15 protein-coding genes and 1 pseudogene are annotated in these 19,988 nt (G+C 51.2%); 11 read left to right on the forward strand and 5 right to left on the reverse strand.

Annotated elements, in window-relative coordinates; translation table 11 throughout:
• From ACTRXH_RS04270 to egtD, 5 genes and pseudogenes are all read left to right on the forward strand, one after another.
• A pseudogene (locus ACTRXH_RS04270) lies at nt 1–516 on the forward strand (transposase); the annotation flags it as partial.
• A 247-nt stretch (nt 517–763) separates the two neighbouring features.
• A complete protein-coding gene (locus ACTRXH_RS04275; protein ID WP_474261507.1) occupies nt 764–2,707 on the forward strand; it encodes an aconitate hydratase in 1,944 nt (647 codons plus the stop codon).
• A 77-nt stretch (nt 2,708–2,784) separates the two neighbouring features.
• Entirely contained in the window at nt 2,785–3,669 is an 885-nt protein-coding gene (locus tag ACTRXH_RS04280; RefSeq protein ID WP_474280764.1) for an SDR family NAD(P)-dependent oxidoreductase, read from the forward strand.
• A gap of 150 nt (nt 3,670–3,819) precedes the next feature.
• Complete coding sequence (egtB, locus tag ACTRXH_RS04285; RefSeq protein WP_474261670.1) at nt 3,820–5,085, forward strand: ergothioneine biosynthesis protein EgtB; 1,266 nt, start codon at nt 3,820–3,822, stop codon at nt 5,083–5,085.
• A 2-nt stretch (nt 5,086–5,087) separates the two neighbouring features.
• Entirely contained in the window at nt 5,088–6,044 is a 957-nt protein-coding gene (gene egtD, locus ACTRXH_RS04290) for an L-histidine N(alpha)-methyltransferase (protein ID WP_474261509.1), read from the forward strand.
• Between the two features lie 28 nt (nt 6,045–6,072).
• Here egtD and tenA read toward each other — a convergent pair whose 3' ends face one another.
• Entirely contained in the window at nt 6,073–6,744 is a 672-nt protein-coding gene (gene tenA, locus ACTRXH_RS04295; protein ID WP_474261510.1) for a thiaminase II, read from the reverse strand.
• A 162-nt stretch (nt 6,745–6,906) separates the two neighbouring features.
• On the opposite strand from tenA, the gene ACTRXH_RS04300 reads away from it, so the two are divergent.
• Nucleotides 6,907–8,517, forward strand: a complete 1,611-nt coding sequence (locus ACTRXH_RS04300; protein ID WP_474261511.1) for an FAD-dependent monooxygenase — start codon at nt 6,907–6,909, stop codon at nt 8,515–8,517.
• A 215-nt stretch (nt 8,518–8,732) separates the two neighbouring features.
• Here the strand turns inward: ACTRXH_RS04300 and ACTRXH_RS04305 are convergent, their stop codons facing one another.
• The 4 genes from ACTRXH_RS04305 to ACTRXH_RS04320 all read right to left on the reverse strand — a co-directional run bounded on the left by ACTRXH_RS04305 (nt 8,733) and on the right by ACTRXH_RS04320 (nt 14,226).
• Complete coding sequence (locus ACTRXH_RS04305; protein ID WP_474261512.1) at nt 8,733–9,260, reverse strand: GrpB family protein; 528 nt, start codon at nt 9,258–9,260, stop codon at nt 8,733–8,735.
• A gap of 90 nt (nt 9,261–9,350) precedes the next feature.
• Complete coding sequence (locus tag ACTRXH_RS04310) at nt 9,351–10,829, reverse strand: aldehyde dehydrogenase family protein (protein ID WP_474261513.1); 1,479 nt, start codon at nt 10,827–10,829, stop codon at nt 9,351–9,353.
• A gap of 94 nt (nt 10,830–10,923) precedes the next feature.
• Nucleotides 10,924–13,149: an ATP-dependent helicase gene (locus tag ACTRXH_RS04315; protein ID WP_474280766.1), complete on the reverse strand. Its 2,226-nt coding sequence runs from the start codon at nt 13,147–13,149 to the stop codon at nt 10,924–10,926.
• A gap of 75 nt (nt 13,150–13,224) precedes the next feature.
• Nucleotides 13,225–14,226 carry a zinc-dependent alcohol dehydrogenase family protein gene (locus ACTRXH_RS04320; protein WP_474280768.1) on the reverse strand — a complete coding sequence of 334 codons (1,002 nt, stop codon included), beginning with the start codon at nt 14,224–14,226 and terminating at the stop codon, nt 13,225–13,227.
• A 148-nt stretch (nt 14,227–14,374) separates the two neighbouring features.
• Between ACTRXH_RS04320 and ACTRXH_RS04325 the strand changes: the two genes are divergently transcribed.
• The 5 genes from ACTRXH_RS04325 to ACTRXH_RS04345 all read left to right on the forward strand — a co-directional run bounded on the left by ACTRXH_RS04325 (nt 14,375) and on the right by ACTRXH_RS04345 (nt 19,872).
• Nucleotides 14,375–15,949: an ATP-binding protein gene (locus tag ACTRXH_RS04325; RefSeq protein WP_474280770.1), complete on the forward strand. Its 1,575-nt coding sequence runs from the start codon at nt 14,375–14,377 to the stop codon at nt 15,947–15,949.
• A complete protein-coding gene (locus tag ACTRXH_RS04330) occupies nt 15,949–16,629 on the forward strand; it encodes a response regulator (protein ID WP_474280772.1) in 681 nt (226 codons plus the stop codon). Before ACTRXH_RS04325 ends, ACTRXH_RS04330 begins: the two co-directional genes overlap by 1 nt.
• A gap of 165 nt (nt 16,630–16,794) precedes the next feature.
• The gene (locus tag ACTRXH_RS04335) at nt 16,795–17,835 is read left to right on the forward strand and encodes a tripartite tricarboxylate transporter substrate binding protein (protein WP_474280774.1); all 1,041 of its coding nucleotides are present in this window, start codon (nt 16,795–16,797) and stop codon (nt 17,833–17,835) included.
• Between the two features lie 77 nt (nt 17,836–17,912).
• Complete coding sequence (locus ACTRXH_RS04340) at nt 17,913–18,371, forward strand: tripartite tricarboxylate transporter TctB family protein (protein WP_474280776.1); 459 nt, start codon at nt 17,913–17,915, stop codon at nt 18,369–18,371.
• A gap of 16 nt (nt 18,372–18,387) precedes the next feature.
• Nucleotides 18,388–19,872, forward strand: coding sequence for a tripartite tricarboxylate transporter permease (locus ACTRXH_RS04345; RefSeq protein ID WP_474261520.1), 1,485 nt, complete (start codon nt 18,388–18,390; stop codon nt 19,870–19,872).
• Nucleotides 19,873–19,988 lie beyond the last annotated feature (116 nt).

Here is a 19,988-nt window from a genome sequence, read left to right on the forward strand (position 1 = left end):
GGATATAAAACCCCGGCGATTGCTCATTGGCTTCGCGAGCAGGGCATCCGCCCGGTCATGCCTTATACCCGTCCCAAGGGCCCGCCGGGACGCTTGCGCAAACAGGACTTTGTGTATGATGCCTATCTGGACGCGTATCTCTGTCCCGAGCATCAGGCCCTGCGCTACCGCACCACGAATCGGGACGGTTATCAGGAGTATGTCTCGGATCCCGTCTTTTGTCAGTCCTGCCCGCTGCTCGAGATCTGTACCCAAAGCCGGGATCACCGGAAGGTGATTCTCCGCCACGTCTGGCAGGAGGATCTGGACGAAGCCGAACACCTTCGGCACACCCCGTGGAATCGGAGGACCTACGCGGAACGAAAAGAAACCATCGAACGGATTTTTGCAGATCTCAAACAAAAGCATGGCTTGCGCTGGACGCTCCTCGCCGGAGGGGCACGAAACACCGCGCAGGCGATGCTTGTTTATGCGGTGATGAACCTCAAAAAACTCGCCACCTGGCGGTGGCGACAGACGTGCGCCGGCCGTTGGAGGCTTCTTTCTCCCTCAATGGCACAAACAAAGGCCTCCGAAATTCATTTTCGGAGGCCTTTGTCTACAATCTGATCCTTATTTATATTATTACACATTAAAATTTACACGAAAAGAAAGATCCCTCGTATGTTTACAAGTTTTTCTTAACAGGTATAAATATTAAGAGCATGTTTTCATTCAGAAAGAATTAACACAATTGGAATTCTGACGAAGGAGGACGCCATTTATGGCACGAAACGTTGCACAAAAGCTAATCGAAGAACACCTCGTCTCCGGGGAGATGACTCCAGGCGAAGAGATTGGAATGAAAATCGACCAGACACTCACCCAGGATGCCACTGGAACAATGGTGATGCTTGAGCTTGAAGCGATGGGGGTTGAACGGGCTCAGACAGAAGCTTCCGCCCAGTACGTAGACCACAATATCATTCAGGAGGATAATAAAAACCCGGATGACCATCTGTTTCTTCAAACAGCAGCAAAACGCTTCGGCATGTATTTCAGCCGCCCGGGTAACGGTGTCAGCCACCCGGTACACATGCAGCGCCTTGCCCGTCCCGGCCGCACCCTTCTCGGGTCGGACTCCCATACATGTGCCAACGGCTGTATGGGGATGCTTGCCATGGGAGCAGGCGGTATCGAAGTAACGATGGCAATAGCTGGAGAGCCATTCTTTGTTAAAATGCCCCAGGTTTGGGGAGTAAAGCTTACCGGCAAGCTTCCGGACTGGGTCAGCGCCAAGGACGTTATTCTTGAGCTTCTCCGCCGCCATGACGTGAAAGCCGGCGCTAACAAAGTCATTGAATACTACGGACCAGGCCTTGAAGATCTGAGCGCTATGGATCGTCACGTTATTGCGAACATGGGAGCCGAGCTCGGTGCCACCGCAAGCGTATTCCCATCGGACGATGAAGTGAAGCGTTTCATGGCAAGCCAGAACCGCGAGGACGAATGGCAGGAGCTGAAAGCTGACCGCGGTGCCCAGTACGACATCGATGAAGAAATCGATTTGTCCTCTCTTGAGCCGCTGATTGCCAAACCGTCGAGTCCGGGCAACGTTGTACCGGTACGGGAAATCGCCGGCGAACCTATTTTCCAGGCGTATATTGGTTCATCCGCAAACCCTGGATACCGAGACTTTGCGATTGCTTCTGAGATCGTCAAAGGGAAAAATGTGCATGAAAATGTAAGCTTTGATATTAATCCATCTTCACGGCAAATGCTGACAGACCTCGTGTCCAACGGCCATATTGCCAATCTCCTGAGCGCTGGCGGCCGGCTGCACCAGGCAGGCTGTAACGGCTGTATCGGCATGGGACAGGCACCTGCCACCCACAAAAACAGCCTGCGGACGACTCCGCGGAACTTCCCGGGACGCTCGGGTACGAAGGAAGACCGCGTATTCCTGTGCAGCCCTGAAATAGCTGCTGCTTCTGCGCTTTACGGTGAAATTACCGACCCGCGGACCCTTGATATGGACTATCCTAAGGTAGGTGAACCTGATGAGCCAACCGTTGATTTCCGGCTGCTGCAGGAGCCGCTTCCTTACGAAGAAGCAAAAAATATAAAAATTGAAAAAGGCCCGAACATTGCTACCCTTCCGGAAATGGAAGAGCTGCCGGACCGCATCGAAGTACCAGTACTGCTGAAGCTTGGCGACAACTTCTCCACCGATGAGATTCTTGCCGGCGGAGCGCGCGTGCTTCCGTACCGCAGTAACCTGCCGGAAATCAGCAAGTTTTCATTTGAAATTACCGATGAAGACTATTACAACCGGGCAATGGAAATTAAAGATGATACCGGTCACGCTATTGTCGGCGGATCCAACTACGGCCAGGGCTCAAGCCGTGAGCACGCAGCCCTTGCACCCCGCTACCTCGGTCTGCGTGTTGCCCTTGTCCAGGACTTTGCCCGTATTCACTGGCAGAACCTTGTGAACTTCGGCGTGCTTCCGATCACGTTTGAAGACACTGAAGACTATATGAAAATCGACGCCGGCGACACTATTGTGCTTGAGAACCTGCGTGAAAATATCCAAAATTACAACACGTTTGAAGCCACTATTAAAAACAAAAATGAAACCATTACCGTGCGCCATGAAATGTCAAGGCGCCAAATTGACATGATGCTTCGCGGCGGTTTGATCAACTGGGTACGCGCAAAACAATAACAGTACCGGCGGGGCAGACGCTTCTTTTCAGGAAGCGCTGCTCCTTTATGTTTGATGATTAAGGGAGGCCTTCATTGATGGAAAACAAAGTAGAAAATCAAAGAACTATCCTGCTGACCGGCGCCACCAACGGCATCGGCAGAATCGTCGCAGAAAAACTGGCAGCTGAAGGGCACACCCTATTGCTGGTGGGACGCAAGGAATGGAAAGGCGAAGAGCTGATTACCGAATTGGAGCAGAAAACCGGAAACACAGGACTTCATTTTTATCAGGCTGACCTTTCCCTGCTGCAGGAAATCGAGACACTTACAGAGAATATAGCACGGGACTACGGCCAGCTTGACGCCCTGATTAATAATGCCGGCGCCGTCTACTCTTCCAGGGTTTGGACGGAGGAGCATCTCGAGCGCACTTTTGCCCTGAATTACCTCGGGGTATTTTATCTTACTGAGCTTCTCCTCCCTCTTCTCCGGAAGAGCTCTGACGGCCGGATTGTAAACGTTTCTTCTGCTGCACATGCAATATCCAGGATGAACTTTCAAAATCTGCAGGGGGAGCAGAAGTATAACGGCCTGAAGCAATACGGTCTGGCGAAGCTGTCCCTGCTGCTGTATACGTATGACCTTTCCCAAAGGCTACGCTATGAAAATATTAAAGTGAACGCTCTCCATCCCGGCAACATTTCCACCGGGTTCGGATTGAATAATAAAAATGCCTTTTACCGGGGACTGAACAAATTCATCAGTATGTTCGGCGACTCCCCGGAGGAAGGAGCTGACCTGGAAGTGTCGCTTGCTTCAGGTGCCCGCGGCTCTCAGGTAACCGGTAAATACTTCACGAAAAAAGGAATTACGAGCTCTTCGAGTGATTCCTATTCCACAGCCAATCAAAGAAAGCTGCGGGAAATCAGCGAAGAACTCGTTTATCACTACACTGGAAGAGAGCTTCAGAAAGAAGCCTAAAAAATATCAGCCTCATGGAATGCCTTCGCGGGCATTCCTTTTTTCGCTTTTCTGTCTTTCCGCCTTGTTTTGCCCTGTTTTGAAGCGGGTATTTAACCTTCATGTGCATGTACTTATGCACCATTCTATTTACCTGAGGAGGAATTCCCCATCGTACAGGCGAAGGCAAATGCCGCAAAAGCTGACTTCACCGAACGTTTTACGTCTCTGCGTCAGCAGACGATGAAGCTGACCGAACCGTTATACACCGAAGATTTTATGATTCAGGCGCATCCTGACGTCAGTCCGGCGAAATGGCATCTGGCCCACACGACCTGGTTTTTTGAGCAGTTCATTCTCAAGCCGTACGCTGATCATTATGAAGAGTTTTCAAAATTCTCCAACGGCTTGTACAACTCCTATTACGAAACGCAGGGAAAACCGTTTCCCAAGCAGTACCGCGGACTGATTTCCCGTCCGACGACTGAAGACACCATGGAATACCGGCGTCATGTGGAAGCGGCGATGGAACGTTTTCTCAAAGAAGGGCCCTGGAACGATGAGATCGCTGAATTAATGGAAACCGGCCTGCAGCACGAGCAGCAGCACCAGGAGCTGTTAGTCACCGACACAAAATTCAACTTTTCGATGAATCCACTTAACCCTGCCTACCTGGAAAATGATTCTTTTGCTGAAAAGGGAGAGACTCCTGAATTGGAATGGCACGCCTATGAAGACGAGTTAACGACTATTGGCACAGATAATCTGCATTTTTCCTTCGATAACGAACGCCCGGAGCATAAATTTTATCTGCACGCCTTCTCTATCGCCTCCAGACCGGTGACCAACGAAGAATATATTCGTTTTATTGAAGACGGCGGCTACGAAGATCCTGAGCTGTGGCTTTCCGAAGGCTGGGGTATTGTCCAGAAGCATGACTGGAAGGCACCGCTCTACTGGCAGAAACAGGGCGGGATCTGGTTCTACTTTACGATGAACGGCCTGAAAGAAGTGCGCCTTCATGAACCTATTGCCCATATCAGCTACTACGAAGCAGATGCCTATGCCCGCTGGGCCGGAGCGCGCCTCCCTACCGAACAGGAATGGGAGTACGCTTTCCGCAGCTCCGAAGCAGACGGTACGTTTCTTGAATCTGAAAGCTATCATCCGCAGCCACTCCAATCGGCTCCCAATGCCTACGGAGACGTATGGGAGTGGACACGCAGTCCTTATTCCCCGTATCCAGGCAACCGTCCGCCGGAAGGGGCCATGGGAGAATACAATGCAAAATTCATGAGCAACCAAATGGTGCTGCGCGGCGGTTCGTGCGCAACTCCGCAGTCACACATCCGCTCCACCTACCGTAATTTTTTCCCGCCGGAAAAACGCTGGCAGTTCAGCGGACTGAGGCTTGCCAAGGACGGAGTGCAGAAATAGCCATGGCTGACTATACTGTATTGGATTTAAAGCCTTCGCTCTCCTCCCTGGCTGAAGACGTTCGCACCGGACTGGCTGCCGAGCCTAAGAGTATCCCCCCGAAACATTTCTACGATGAGCAGGGAAGCATGCTATTTAATGAAATTACCCGGCTGCCGGAATATTACGTGAGCCGGACCGAGGCGTCTGTTTTATCCGACTACGGGGAAGAAATTGCTGAAAGCATTGGAGCCTCCTCCCTTATTGAGCTTGGAAGCGGAAGCTTTGATAAAATCCGCTGCCTGCTTCCCTTCCTATCGGAGGCAGTGAGCTATACCCCCGTCGACATTTCGCTTAGTGCCCTGCACGATACCGCCGCCCATGTAAAGGAAGCCGTGCCGGCCATGCAGGTCTCAGGCGTATGTGCAGACTATACAAAAACGATGTCGTTTTTTAACAGCAGCAAAGACCAGCCCTCTGCTGTCTTTTTTCTCGGCTCCACTATTGGAAACCTGGATCCGAAGGAGGCTTCCGAATTTTTACAAAAGCTCGCTTTTCATATGAATCCCGAGGACAGCCTGGTGGTCGGTGTCGATTTGAAGAAGGATCCGGTCGTGCTTCACCGGGCGTATAATGACGAGGCAGGCATTACCGCTTCCTTTAATAAAAATTTGCTCCACCGCCTAAACCGCGAGCTTGACGCCGGCATCAATACCGGCCATTTTGCACATGAGGCTTTTTACAACGAACGGCTCGGGCGGATCGAAATGCATCTGCGCGCCGAAAAGCCTTCCCTGTTCTCGATCGGTGGAGAAACGTTTACGATGCGTGCCGGCGAGACGATCCATACAGAAAACAGCCGGAAGTTCACTCCCGAGGAATTCATAAATCTGGCCCGCCAGTCCTTCTGGGAAACCAGCGACTGGTGGACGGACGAAAATGAATGGTTTGGCGTATTTACGCTTTCCCCTCAAATATAAGCAGAGCTCCCGGTCCTCCGGGGGCTTTTCATGTCTGCGGCCAGCCTTCCAGCCGGTACGCCATTTCCCAGAACAAATACTCAAACCGGGTAGTCGTTAAAAATATATTTTCAATCTTTCTTTTTTCCTCCGCGGGTTTGTTTTCTGCCAGGCGGTCGAGCATGCTGATGCCCCAGTCCGCCAGCTGCTGAAATTCGTCATCGCTGTACATCTGCACCCATTCGCCGTACAGCTCATGCTCGAGGGCCCCCGGCCATGAACTGAGCTTTCTTCCGATTTCTGCGTAGCTCCACATGCATGGAAGCACAGCCGCAAGCAGCTCAGCCAGACCTCCGTTCTGCCCTTCATGCAGCATATACCTTGTGTACGCAAGTGTAGTTGGTGCCGCTTCTGCCTGTTCGAGCTCCTGTTCGGTGATGCCAAATTTTTTTGCATACTGGCGGTGCAGACTCATTTCTTCATTCATGGTAACGTCCATTACCTTCGCAAAAGCCCCCATCGTTTCCACGTCTTCGGCTTTAACAGCACCAATCGCAAACAGTTTCGCATATTGCATGAGATAAAGGTAATCCTGAACCATGAAATAACGAAATTTTTCCTTATCGAGGGTCCCCCGCCCAAGCTCTTCCACAAACGGATGCGTATGATTCTGCTCCCACACCGGCAGCAGTTTTTCCTTTAAATCATGAGTGAATGACATTAACCTCTTCCTTTCCTTCATTAAGAATCAAACCGGCCCAATCCCAGTCGGAAATAGGAATTTCCCATATTCAAACACAGTTTCCTCCTGCGGGCAACACGTGCATGAGGCAGCCTTTCGCAGGGTATACTACAAGTATACCGAAGGGAGCGTGATGAATTCATGAAAACAACGAATACCGATGTATGCATTGTTGGGGCGGGCCCCGTAGGCTTGACTGCCGCCAACACATTAAGAGCACTCGGCATCCGCGTCCGTATTTTAGACAGAAAAAGCTCGATTTCCCCCTTTTCCAAAGCATTCGGCATCCAGGCGCGCACCCTCGAAATGCTCAGCCTGATCGGTGCGCTCCGCCCCTTCTTAAAGGAAGGGTTCCCAATCACTGATGCGGCTGTTCAGCCTGAAGGCAAACGTGCTTCCAGGGCCTCCTTTGCTTCGCTCGATACGCCGTTTCCCTTCATGCTTATGCTGCCGCAGTCAGATACGGAGCATATTTTAAAGAAACAGCTTCGGGAAATCGGCCAATTTATCGATTGGAACACCCACTGTAAACGGATTACCCAGTACCGGGACTACGCAGAGGTGGAATGCTCCACCGAAAATGGGCACGAATTAATCCGCGCCTCCTATGTGATCGGCTGTGATGGTCCTCACAGTACCGTCCGTGAGAACATGAACGTTTCCTTTCCGGGCGGCAAGCATGAAACAATCTACTTTTTAGGGGACGTGACGGTGGAAGGAATTCCGCTTTCCAACGATATATCGACATTTATTACCGAACGCGGTGTAGCTGCTTTCTTTCCCTTCCGTGATGAATCGTACCGGGTAATCACTATCGACCATGCCGAACAGAACCGTGAACACCAGGACGACCTCCCTCTTGAAGATCTCGAAAAAAGCGTACAGCGTATTACCCAGCAGCCAGTACGTTTGACCAGCGCCTCCTGGCTGTCCCAGTTCGGCACCTCCCATCACCAGGCTGATGCCTACCGGGACCAGCGGCTGTTTCTTGCCGGGGATGCTGCCCATCTGCACAGCCCCTTCGGCGGCCAGGGGATGAACCTCGGCATGCAGGACGCGGTTAACCTCTGCTGGAAATTGGCGTGGGTGCTCCGCGGCCATTCGGATCCTGCTCTGCTCGATACGTATGAAGAGGAACGGTACGAGGTCGGACGCAAGACCATTCGAATGACAAATACGGCCATGCAGGTGATGACCCGCTCCCATACCCTTATTCCACGCCTTCTGGCGAACCCTGTCAGTATGCTGAGCAAAAGCAGTTCATTGCAGCGCCAGCTGACCCAGCGCCTCGCCAATATTGATATCAGCTATCAGAACAGGGCTTCGTTTGCGAAATTCCAGCACCAGGGGCCGATGATTCCAGCCGGATCCCGGGCTGCGCCGGCACGTGTTCTTACCGAGGAAGGAGAACACGCAGACGTAATGGATTTTCTGCACATCCAGCAGTTTACCTGCCTGTTTTATATCGAAGACGAGCAGGAGCTTCATCAGCTCGATGAAAGCATCCAGGAGGTGCGCCGGCAGTACGGCCCTTCTATTCTCATTCTCGTTGTTCAGCGTAAAGGCATACTCCGGGCCTCCAGACCGAATATCCACCATCTGTTTGATTACCGGCGCGATCTTGCCGTTAAATGGAAGCTGCCGGCATTTTCAGCTGTACTCATACGTCCGGACGGCTATGTTGCTTTTGCCGAGCACCCGGTCCGTACCGGGAGATTGATGAGAAAAATTCACACCGCTTTATATCAGTAGCTTCTTTCATCCTCGCTCCATTTTCCAGCCGGCTGTGGATAATTTCCGAAAGCACTTCAAAGACTGTCCACAAGCCGGCGCTTCATTTCAGTAAATTCTCTGTCATCAATGCCTTCAATCGAAGCAGCCGCTTCGATTATTTTTATGTCCTTCCCTTATCTCAGCTGATAACCATCCCCATTGTGTATATGTCTGTGGACGGTTTTGTCAGTTTTTCAAAAACCACCATTTTCTCCTTCTGTTCGTTTCCAGAAAAGAGCCTCCTGTTCGAGCCTCTGCACGACAGTATGCTTTTCTTCCATATATCCAGACGGACTGTGTGGGTGCCTCGCTGCAGCCTGTTTTTTAATGATTTCATATTCCTTCGCCTTTGCCGGGAAAGAGCGTAAATAATCGCGGAAGGCAAGGTGACGTCCGCTCCCTTCGCTTTCTTTTTCGAACACGTGCACGTGAAAACGGTGGACATATTCGCCTTTATAATAAAAAGCCCTTCCTTCAATACCATGCTCTCCTTTTCCCCTATATCCGAGTCCTTCAAGCCGGTCTTCGGACCACATAGAAAGCTTCGGCGTTTCGATCAGGATATCGATGATGGGCTTTGCCGAAAGGCCCGGAACGCTCGTGCTTCCTATGTGATAAATATGATCTCCCGGACCGCCGGCTTCAAGCTCGAGCAGCTTTTGTTCATGGTAAAAATAGTGCTTCCACTCCTTTTGCCACGGCACGACCTCTATTCTCCGCATCGGATCACTCCTTTTCAAAAATCTTTACTTTTCTCAAACTTCAGCATAAAAAACTGTCCTGGAAGCCTCCAGGACAGCTGCTTAATTTTGTTATTCGGGAATATACGGCAGATCCCGCATTTTCGGTACATTGATGACGTGAGGGGTTACGTAGCCGAGAAGGCCTTCCTTTCCGTATTCGCGGCCGATGCCGGACTGCTTGACTCCGCCGAATGGATAACGGACGTCAAGTCCCTGCACAGCAGCGGTATTGACCATCGTAGTGCCTGCTTCAATACGGGCTGCAACTTCGATGGCATGGTCCTCTTCTCCCCATACCGAGCTTGTGAGGCCGTAAATGCTGTCGTTCGCCATTTTCACCGCTTCATCCACCGTATCGTAAGGCACGATCGGAACGGTCGGTCCGAACTGTTCCTCCTTCACAATGTCGTCCTGCTGGTCCGCGCCGAGCACCAGAGTCGGCTGCAGGAAGTACCCCTGTTCAAACAGCTCCTTATCCACAATGTGGCCGAGCGGGATAACGTCCGCTCCTTTTTCAGCCGCATTATCCACAAGGCTTTTCACAAAATCCAGCTGCTGCTTGTTATTGAGCGGTCCGGTCGTGACCTGTTCATCAAACGGACTGCCGATTTTCACCCATTTGTTGGCTGCTTCCTGATACTTTTCCACAAAATCATTGTATAGGGTGCGCGGTACATAAATGCGTTTGGCGATCATGCATATCTGGCCGGCGGTCAGGAAGTTGGAGATAACCATGCGGCGCATCGCGCGCTCATCATTTACGTCAAAGTCCGGCAGCACTACGGCAGCATCATTGCCGCCAAGCTCAAGCGTCATATCCTTAATTGTATCCGCTGCCGACTTCATAATTTTCTTAGCAGTTTCCGTACCTCCCGTGAAAGCAATTTTATCCACATGTGTATTGGAGGTAAGCTCCACGCCGACCTCAGCTTCTCCGTGGACGAGATTCAGCACCCCGTCCGGAAATTCTTTGGCAATCATTTCAACTACCAGGCTGACCGCATGTGGAGCAAACGGGCTCGGCTTTGAAACGACGGTATTTCCTGTCAGAATCGCCGGAGCAATCTTGATTGTAGAGAGCGCAATTGGATAGTTCCACGGGCTGATGGCAGACACTACGCCTATCGGCTCCTGACGGATGATTGTTTTGCCGCCCTCGCCTTCGTCTACCTGATCAGCGATTGTCTCTTTTACTGTCTGGCAGGCATACTCCATCCACATGATTGAAACCGCCATTTCGCCCTCTGCGTCGTAAACCGGCTTGCCGTGTTCTTCCGCGAGCGTTTCAGCAAGCTCCGGCGTGCGGTCCTTCATTGTTTGGATGGCGCGTTCCATCCGCTCGATCCGCTCTTCCACCGGCACTTCCTTCCACGCAGGAAAAGCAGCACGGGCTGCTTCAATAGCTTCCGCTGCCTGCCCGGTCGTTGTTTTCGGCACGTATGCCACGATTTTTTGCGGGTCTGCCGGGTTTTCCCGTTCCATATATTCGTCGGCGTCCACTCGTTTTCCGTTAATCCATGCATATAATGTTACTGACTCGTCTGCCATTGCTGACTCCCCCTTAGAAACATTAGTATCTATCAATTCATCGTAGCCTGCTGCACGTGATTATTCAACTAATTTGCTGAGCCGGCTGCGGCAGTTACTTTTTAATAACCTGTTTAGTGCCGGGCACCATTTTCCCTTTACACATCGGACACTCTTTTTCGGTTTCATCAGGTGCTTCCGACAGACGTATCCAGGCCGGGCACATCGCTTCTTCACAGACGAGCGCCTCGATGGTTTCCGTTTCCTGCTTTTCCCCGGTATGTGTTTCCCCCGGAAAGGCTTCGAGCAGAAAGCGTGACACTTCCACCTCCTTGCCGCGGTAAAAGGCCGGCGAGCTGATGCACAGCTTCTGCTTCGCCCGCGTAATCGCTACATATGCGAGCCGGCGCTCCTCCTCCAGAGCCTGGGTCTGCTTATTTTCTGCCTTCTCTCCGTATAAAAGGTCCTTCATCCGGTCGGCCTTTAACGCAGAATCATGCGGCATGATCGTTTCTGAAGCCCCGATCACATACACGACCGGAAACTCCATGCCCTTGGCCCGGTGGATCGTCATCAGTGAAACGTGGTTCGCATCCGGGTCCTTCTCCCGCTCCTTCATCTCGCGGAATGTCCGCAGCATATCGTCGACAAAGTATACAAAAGACGACACACTTTCAAACCGTTTGGCCGAGGACTCCAGTTCATCGAGGGTTTCCTTTAACGTTTCCTTTTTCATGCTTACCTGCTGTTCATCGGCCTCCAGGTAGCCATCGTAAAACTGGCGCCGCATCTGGCGGATGGCCGTTTCCGGGCGTTTTTCCTTCAGCTTCTGAATCATGCCCTGCCGCTCCTCCACCTTTTTACGCTGAAAAGGGCGAATGCCCGGCATGTCTGTTAAATGAAGCAGCGGTTCGCTGCGGGGAGAAAATATTTCACGGTCTTTAATGTGCCGCATGCCGCGCTCCCGGGAGATGAATAAAGTCGGCACAACCTCGGGCATCGCTTCCACGAGCGTCGGATTCAAGCTCAGCCGCAGATAGTCCATCATCGCTTTCACCGGCCACTGCTCATAGAACATCTGGTTGCCGAGGGAATGGTGCACAAACGGCACATCCTGGGCCGTCAGCTGCTCAAAGATGGCACGGCTCACACTGATCGTCCGGTGCAGCACGGCCATATCACGCCACTCGCATTCTCCCTCTGCCACGGCACGCTTCATATCTGCCACCACCTGCTCCGCTTCTTCGTCGGTGGACGCAGCGCGGAAATAAAACGGAGACGAGGCTTCTGCATTCATCACCTGGAGGGTTTTCGTTTTCCGCTGCTTGTTGTGGCGCACCACTTCATTCCCAAGGCCGGCAATAGCTTTATGGGAGCGGTAGTTGACGTCGAGCACAATCGTCTGCGCTTCCGGATACTTCTGATCAAACTCCAGAATAAATTCGTGCCGGGCCCCGTTAAACGAATAAATCGTCTGGTCGTCATCACCCACCACAAACAAATTGCGGTGCTTTTCCACGATCATCTGCACCAGCCTGTATTGAAGATAGTTGGTGTCCTGAAATTCATCGACCATGACGTACTCAAACCGGTCCTGCAGCTGCTGCAGAAAAGCCGGGTCCTCGTCCATCAATGCTTTGGCCTTCATTAAAATATCGTCAAAATCAATATAATTGCGTTCAAGCTTCCAGTCTTCATACGCCTCGCAAATACGTTTTAACTGCTTTTGGCTCGTTTCTTTTTCAGGAAGATCCGCAACAGCGGTGTCATTCATTTTATGATAGGACAGAAAGGATAAGACCGCCTCAGGCTGATAGACATCTTCAAGGCCCATGTCCTTCATCAAAAGCTTCACGGCCAGCTGCTTTTTCCGCTCGCTTGAAACAATTTCCTGTCGGATACCATGGCGCCGGAGCAGAAGCAGGAAAAAGGCGTGGAACGTGCGCACCTGCAGATTGCTGGCTGTTTCTCCGACACCCGGCAGGTTCATCACTCTCGTTTTCATTTCTTCCGCTGCTTTTTTTGTAAATGTGATCAGTAGAACGGATTCTGCCGGCACCTGCTTGACCGCCATTAAATAGCCGGCCCGGCAGACGAGCACCGACGTTTTCCCTGATCCGGCACCTGCAAGCGCCAGCAGCGGCCCGTTTCCAAAGCGCACGGCTTCAATCTGGGCTTCGTTCAAAAAAATACCGTCCGCTTCAAGCGAACGAAAATAAAAGGCATCGGATTCCTGATCCGACACGAGCTCTCTGCTTGTCGTAGCTTTAGCAATTGCTGCATATGGTACTTCTTCTCCGCTTACACCGAAGGGAGTCGAATAAAAAGAAAATTCCCGCATAAGTTCTCACCGTTTCTGTTGGATTGAGTATGTTTATTATAAATCGGCACAGCCCCTCTTGTATAGAGCAGGCAGTCACAGGACGGCGAGCATTATTTTTCCACCGCCGCTGAAGCTTTTGCTCTCATAGTCCTGTAATGCCTGCCGTACCTGAACGAGCGGATAGACATGCCGGACGCGCGGCACCACAAGCTGCCCGCTTTCCACCAGTTGAAACAGCCTCCTGAATACCTGCTGGAAGCGCGCATCGGAAACTGAAGCATTCCAGTGCCTCAGATGAAACATCGTACCCTTCACTCCCAGTGTTTCCGTAATATAAGCCCAGTCGAGCGGTCTGCCGGAGAGCAGGCCGAGTGCTAAAAGCGTTGTTCCCGGCTTAACGCTCCCGGCGAGAGCGGCTCCGGCTTCTCCACCGATCATATCCACGGCGGCTTCTGCTTTCTCTCCCTGCAGGGCAGCTTTCAGCCCGCTCTCTTCTTCTCCTTCCCCGGCTGCCACTATTTTTTCTGCCCCCAGCTGTACCAGCTCGTTTATTACTTCATTTCGTCGTACAAGGCCCACCACGCGAATATTCATCCAGGAAGCCAATTGAATCAGAAGCCTGCCCATTACAGAATTAGCCGCGTTAATAACAAGCATTCCACCGGAAGGAATATCCAGCTTTTCAGTTAAAAGGACGTACGCCGTCACCGGGTTGATGTACATCTGCGCAGCTGTCTCATCGGAAAGACTGCCCGGCACTGGTACGGTCAGGGCTGCCGGCGCATGTACAAGCGACTGCCAGCTGCCTTCGCCCCGCAGCGGCAGCACGCGCTTTCCTATCAATCCTCTGCTCACTCCCTCTCCAACCCGCTCAATAACACCCACACCTTCGTAGCCGGGCACGAGCGGCAGCGTTACCCGGTGGGCATAACGCCCGTATACAGGAATGAGATCCGAAGGATTGACCGGGGACAGACGCATCCGTACTTCCACGCGGCCGGCTTTTAACTCCCCCTTTTCTTCCTCCCTGATATGAATTTGCTCGGACGGTATTCCAAACGCACCGACGTCTGCTTTTATGTTAATACGTCCCACCTTCTCCCCCCTAATATGCAATTGCCGCTCTGTCTGCGATATGCTACTCTTTGAACAACCCGTATATTTAAATAGGAAAATATAGTCCTACACTTTCTGAAAGCGTTATCCTGGAAGGAGGGAGCCCATTATAAGAAAGAACATGAAGATGCAGACAAAAATTATGTTTCTCGTCGTCGGGCTTGTCGCTTTTATTACGATAAGCTCCTTCGGGGTGTTTGCTTATTTAGAATATAATGATATCGAAGAAGAGCTCGGAGATAAAGCATTAAGCACAGCCACCTACATAGCGAGCTCCCCGGTCGTTCAGGGAGCGTATGCCTCCGAGGATCCAAGCTCCGTGCTTCAGCCCTATGCTGAACGGGTCCGTAAGCAGGCCGGCGCAGAGTTTGTGGTGCTCGGTGATACCGACGGAGTCCGTTACGCCCACCCGGACGAATGGAAAATCGGCGAATCCATGGTCGGCGGCGACAACGCCCGCGCGCTCGAGCAGGGGCAGTCCTACGTCTCCACTGCCACCGGCACCCGGGGCCCCTCTCTTCGCGGCAAGGCACCGGTTCGTGATGAAGACGGGGATATTGTCGGCATCGTTTCTGTCGGCTTTCTGCTTGAGGATGTGCGGGCGGCCATCTGGGAACGCTTCGGGCTTCTGTTTATGCTCGCGCTCGTTCTTCTCGCTCTAGGCGTAATCGGCAGTATGGCGGTCTCAAGAAATATCCGGAAAGATATGTTCGGCCTTGAACCTCATGAGATTGGTCAGCTGTACCAGGAAAAAGAAAGTGTACTTACTGCTATCCGGGAGGGCATTATTGCGATTGACACCGAAGGGCGGATCACGATGATGAACGAATCAGCCCGAAACATGCTTGCTATTAACGGAGCTATCGAGGGGCAGAATATTCATCACGTGCTGCCGGACTCGGAAATGCCAAAAGTACTGAAGCACGGACAGCCGGAATACGACCAGGAATTAGTGCTCCGAGGGGCTCCTTACATCGTCAACCGGGAGCCGATCACTATCGATGGCCGGCTCGTCGGCGTCGTTTCTTCGTTCCGTGATAAAACAGAAATGATGCAGATGGCTAACACGCTTTCTGACATTCAGCGCTATTCGGACAGCCTGCGCTCACAAAATCATGAATATCTGAATAAGCTATACGCATTGTCCGGGTATCTTCATCTCGGGAAATACGACGAGGCAGCCCAGCTTGTCGAAGAAGAAACGTCCCAGCAGCGCAAAACCCACTCCGTAGTCTTTCAGCAGATTAACGACCCGACCGTTCAGGCGATACTAACCGGAAAAGCGGCAAGGGCTTCCGAAAAAAAGACAGCTTTCCACATCGACAGCGAAAGCCGGCTGGGAACACTGCCGGACCACATTCAGAAGGTTCAGCTTGTATCTATTTTAGGCAACCTTATCGATAACGCCATTGACAGTGCCTCAGGCTGTTCAACGCCCGAAGTAGCATTTTTCGTCACCGAAATGGAGGAGGAAATTATGTTTGAAGTTGTCGATAACGGGCCCGGACTTCCGGAGGGGATAGACATTACTTCCCAGGGAGCCTCCACAAAATCCGGTGACCAGCCAAGAGGATACGGACTTTCGATCGTAGAAAGAACGATTCAGGAATTAGAGGGTATGCTTGAATTTGGCAACAATGAAAACCAGGGCGCCTACTTTACGGTTTACCTGCCCAAAACGTTGCCACAAGGGGGTAGTTGATGATTTACGTTGGTATTGCCGAAGACGACTTTCGGATCGCAGATATTCACCGGCAGCTTATTGAACAAATTGAAGGGTTCTCATGCCGGTTCACCTCCGGCACCGCAAAGGAACTGCTCGAGACGATGGAGCACACGCCGGTTGATGTACTGCTGCTCGACATTTATCTGCCCGATCAGCTTGGAACAGACATTCTCGGGCAAATACTGGACAGCCATGATGCGTACATTATTATTATTTCAGCTTCAAATGATCTCAGTCATGTGCAGAAAGCCTACCGATCGGGTGTGATCGATTATATTATTAAACCAGCTTCTCCTAAACGGCTCGAGGAGTCGCTGAAAAAATTCCAGGCTATGCAGGCGGCCCGCCCTGAAGGGGATCTTACCCAGGAGGAGATTGATCGTTACTTCTCCCCTCCTGCGTCTCCCGGCACGGCGGAAACCAAATCAGAATTGGATCTGCCAAAAGGTATTGATGCCTTCACACTCGATCAGGTAAAGGATCAGATCCATCAGGCAGAGCACGGAGTAACGGCTGATGAAATGGCTTCGTTTCTCGGTGCTTCCCGAACTACCGCGCACCGATATTTTAAATATTTGTTATCCGCAAACGAAATCGAGGTCCGTCCGATCTATGGAATTGTCGGCCGCCCTGAACGCAGATATTTTAAAAAATAATTCCTTCACCGGCTGCAGCCAGTACATGCAGCCGGTTTATTTATGCCTGTGACATTTATGAAATAAATACAATAAACGAAAGATATACATTTTAAATTGTAAACGGTTACATTTAAGCGTTTTTTGGTTACGCTTACATCAATATAAAAAAGGGGGCTACATATTATGAAGCATTCAAAATATTGGATCGGTGCCGGAGTACTTTCGCTTAGCGTTTTAAGCGCCTGCGGAGGAGGCGGCGGGGACAGCTCGTCAGGTGGTGATGGTGGTGGTGACGGCGGCGAAGAAAACTACGAGCCGGATTCCTCACTTGAAATTGTTGCACCGGCCGGAGCTGGGGGCGGCTGGGATACAGTGGCCCGTTCCGCTGCTGAAGGTCTTGAAGAAGAAGGCATTGTCGATCAGGGCATCGGTGTCGTTAACCGGGAAGGCGGCGGCGGAGCCAATGGCTGGTCCTACATTCATAACCAGGAAGGCAATCCGGAATACTCTTTTGTGGCTTCACCTCCCCTTCTGCTCGTGCCGCTGAACGGCCAGTCGGAATACAGCTATGAAGATTTCACTCCTCTTTCGAATATGATTGCCGACTACGGCGCGTTCGCCGTTACGGAAGACTCGGAATGGGATGATTTGAACGACCTGTTTGATGATATGAAGGAAAACCCGGATGATATCACCGTCGTCGGCGAATCCTCCCCGGGCAGTATGGACCATATGCAGTTTGCCAAAATTGCTGCCGGTGCCGGCGTTGACCCTTCTACTATTAAATACGTATCCGCCCAGGACGGCAGCGCCCTGACAAACCTTTTAAACGGCCAGGCCGATGTTTATTCAACGGGTATCACCGAGACGGTCGAGCAGGTGAGAGCCGGCGATGTTAAAGTGCTCGGCATTACAGCCGAAGAACGTCTCGAAGGTGACACGGTCAGCGAATTTCCAACCGCCATGGAACAGGGCATCGAAGAAACATTCGTCAACTGGCGCGGATTTTTGGGACCGCCAAACATGAGTGATGCTGAAATTGCTTATTACGAAGAGACATTTAAAGAACTCAGTGAATCTGACTACTGGCAGGAAACCCGTCAGTCCTACGCCTGGGAAGAAAACTACATGGACAGCGAAGAATTTGAAGAGTTCTTAGCCGAAGAAGAAGAATCCATGCAGGACCTGCTTGATGAGGTGGGCATTGACCGGGGCGGCGAGTAACACCGTACGAAGGAGCTCTGAACGTTCTGCGTCCAGAGCTCTCTTATTTTAAAAGCAGTTGAAAGAGGTGATACGTCATGTTTCGTTCCGCAAATAAAATTATCAGTATGATTCTCATTGCCATTGCTATTTTCTATTTATACCTGGCTTTTCAGATCCCCGCTTTTGCTACAGGCGTGTTTACCGCTTCCACCATGCCAAAAGCAGCTGGCTTTTTATTGATTGTACTCAGCATCTTTTTGTTTTTTATCAAAGAAGGCGAGAGTGAGGAAGATCAGGAAAAACGAAAGGAAGCCGGACAGCATATTTTTTACTTGAGCGGTGTAGGCGTAATGATCCTTTTATACATTACTCTTTTAGAGCCCGTTGGTTTCATTTTAGCTTCCACTGTATTTATTTTTCTGTGCAGCCTGTTTATGGGCTACCGCAAACATATCGTCAACGCTGTGACCTCGGTTGTTTTTCCGTTATCTCTTTATTTAGTTTTTACTCAGTTATTAAATATAAGTCTGCCTCCGGGCATTCTGCCGCTGTAGAAAGGAGGTTAAGCTCATGGGAACATTTGATGGAATTTTAAGCGGGCTCAGTGTCGCTTTCAGCGTCCAGGGAATGCTGTTTGTGCTAATCGGCGTTTTCGCCGGAACATTTATCGGAATGATGCCCGGGCTCGGGCCGATCAGCGCGATCGCTATCATGATCCCGCTGACATACAACATGGAGCCGACTGTGGCTCTCGTACTTATGGCCGGCGTGTATTACGGGGCCGTGTTTGGAGGCTCTACCTCCTCAATTCTTTTGAATGCTCCGGGGATTTCCGGTACGGTGGCTACCGCTTTTGACGGCTACCCCATGGCCCAGAACGGCCAGGCGGGAAAGGCACTTGCGATTGCGGCCATTTCTTCCTTTGCCGGCGGGACCGTGAGTGTCGTTCTGCTGATGCTCTTCGCTCCGCTTCTGGCAAGCGTCGCCATTGTATTCGGCCCGCCCGAATACTTTGCCCTGATGCTGCTCGGCTTAACCGCGATAGCCAGCTTGTCTGACGGCTCGACGATTAAGGCACTTATTTCCGCAGTGCTCGGCCTCATGTTTGTCACTATTGGCATGGACAGCCAGACCGGGACGACGCGGTTCACCTTCAATAATCCGAACCTGCTCGAAGGCATTGATTTTCTCGTAATCGCTCTCGGCTTGTTTGCAATTGCTGAAATCTGCAATCTGATTGTAAACCGCAAAAAGACAATTAAAAATCAGGGCAATATTGGAAGCCTGAAGCTTTCCAGACAGGACTTCAAGGATATGAGCGGTCCAATGACCCGCCAGTCCTTCCTAGGATTTATTCTCGGGGTTCTCCCGGGCGCCGGTGCCACGATTGCTTCATTTATCGGATACATTACGGAAAAAAAGATTGCCAAACGTCCCGAAGAATTCGGAAAAGGCGCAGTGAAAGGTATATCCGCTCCCGAAACGGCCAATAACGCCGCTACGAGTGGTGCCTTTGTACCTCTTCTCAGCCTTGGTATTCCCGGTTCCGGAACGACGGCCGTCCTGCTCGGCGCCCTGCTTGTGCTGAACGTGCCGCCGGGGCCGCTGTTAATTGAAGAACAGCCTGACCTCTTCTGGGGCGTTATCATCAGCATGTATATCGGCAACGTGTTTTTGTTAATCCTGAACCTGCCGCTTATTCCATACATTGCTAAAGTACTGTTAATACCGCGCCCAATGCTGATTTCGCTTGTGATTATGTTCAGCATGATCGGAGTTTACTCCATCAGCTTCAGCACATTTGATCTTTATTTACTGCTTGCTTTTGGCGTGATCGGCTATTTGATGAAGCTGTACAATTTTCCGGCAGCTCCGCTGATCCTCGCATTTATACTCGGCGGGATGATGGAGGAGTCCTTCCGTCAGGCCATGACCATTGCCAATGACGATTTAACGGTGTTTTTTACCCGGCCAATTGCCCTCAGCATGCTGATTGTCGCGCTTCTTTCCTTCCTCGTGCCAATTATTCGCCAGAAAAAAGCATCCTCCGCATAATAAAAACCCGGACCTCCGGGTTTTTTTGCGTCATTTTTCATACTGATTTAAAAAATCGTCCAAACTTCGTAAACCATTTTTAAATTCCAGTTGACAAATGACTAATTTCTTTCTAT

Source organism: Marinococcus sp. LNHM5E3-2.1, from assembly GCF_056034365.1.